Raw genomic sequence first — 359 nt, 5'->3', positions numbered from 1 at the left:
GTCTTTATCTCTTTACCAGCCAGCAGTATACCGAGACGGGGTTTATTTTGTACTGAAACGAGGTCACCAATTGGTGCTTTATCGCTATTTAAGTAGTGAAAACAAGGTCGAAGAAATTCAACCAATTGGGTTACACCTTTATGCGGGGTTTACCGAGTTACAGGTACTAGCAAGCTTTGATGGCAGTCAGGTCATATTCAATCGGATCAACAACTATTAAAGTGACATAGTATTACTGGCGTACGGTGACCGATGAAGATATCAATGTTTCAAAGCTCAGGTTGGGTACAGTTAGTTAGCTAGTTTTTGCTGGAATAAGCGTATTGCTTTACTACTCCAATTGCGCTGTGATGAAGACT

Annotated in this window: 1 pseudogene; it reads left to right on the top strand. The window is 40.9% G+C overall.

Annotated features, from left to right (window positions below):
• Positions 1 to 220 (top strand): annotated as a pseudogene (locus CWC11_RS23215) (winged helix-turn-helix domain-containing protein); the annotation flags it as partial.
• Between the last annotated feature and the right edge of the window lie 139 nt (positions 221 to 359).

The organism is Pseudoalteromonas sp. S3178, assembly GCF_005886985.1.
Lineage (GTDB): Bacteria > Pseudomonadota > Gammaproteobacteria > Enterobacterales > Alteromonadaceae > Pseudoalteromonas > Pseudoalteromonas carrageenovora.
The sequence above is the reverse complement of the archived record's forward strand: the minus strand, read 5'-3'. Positions and strand labels throughout refer to the sequence as shown.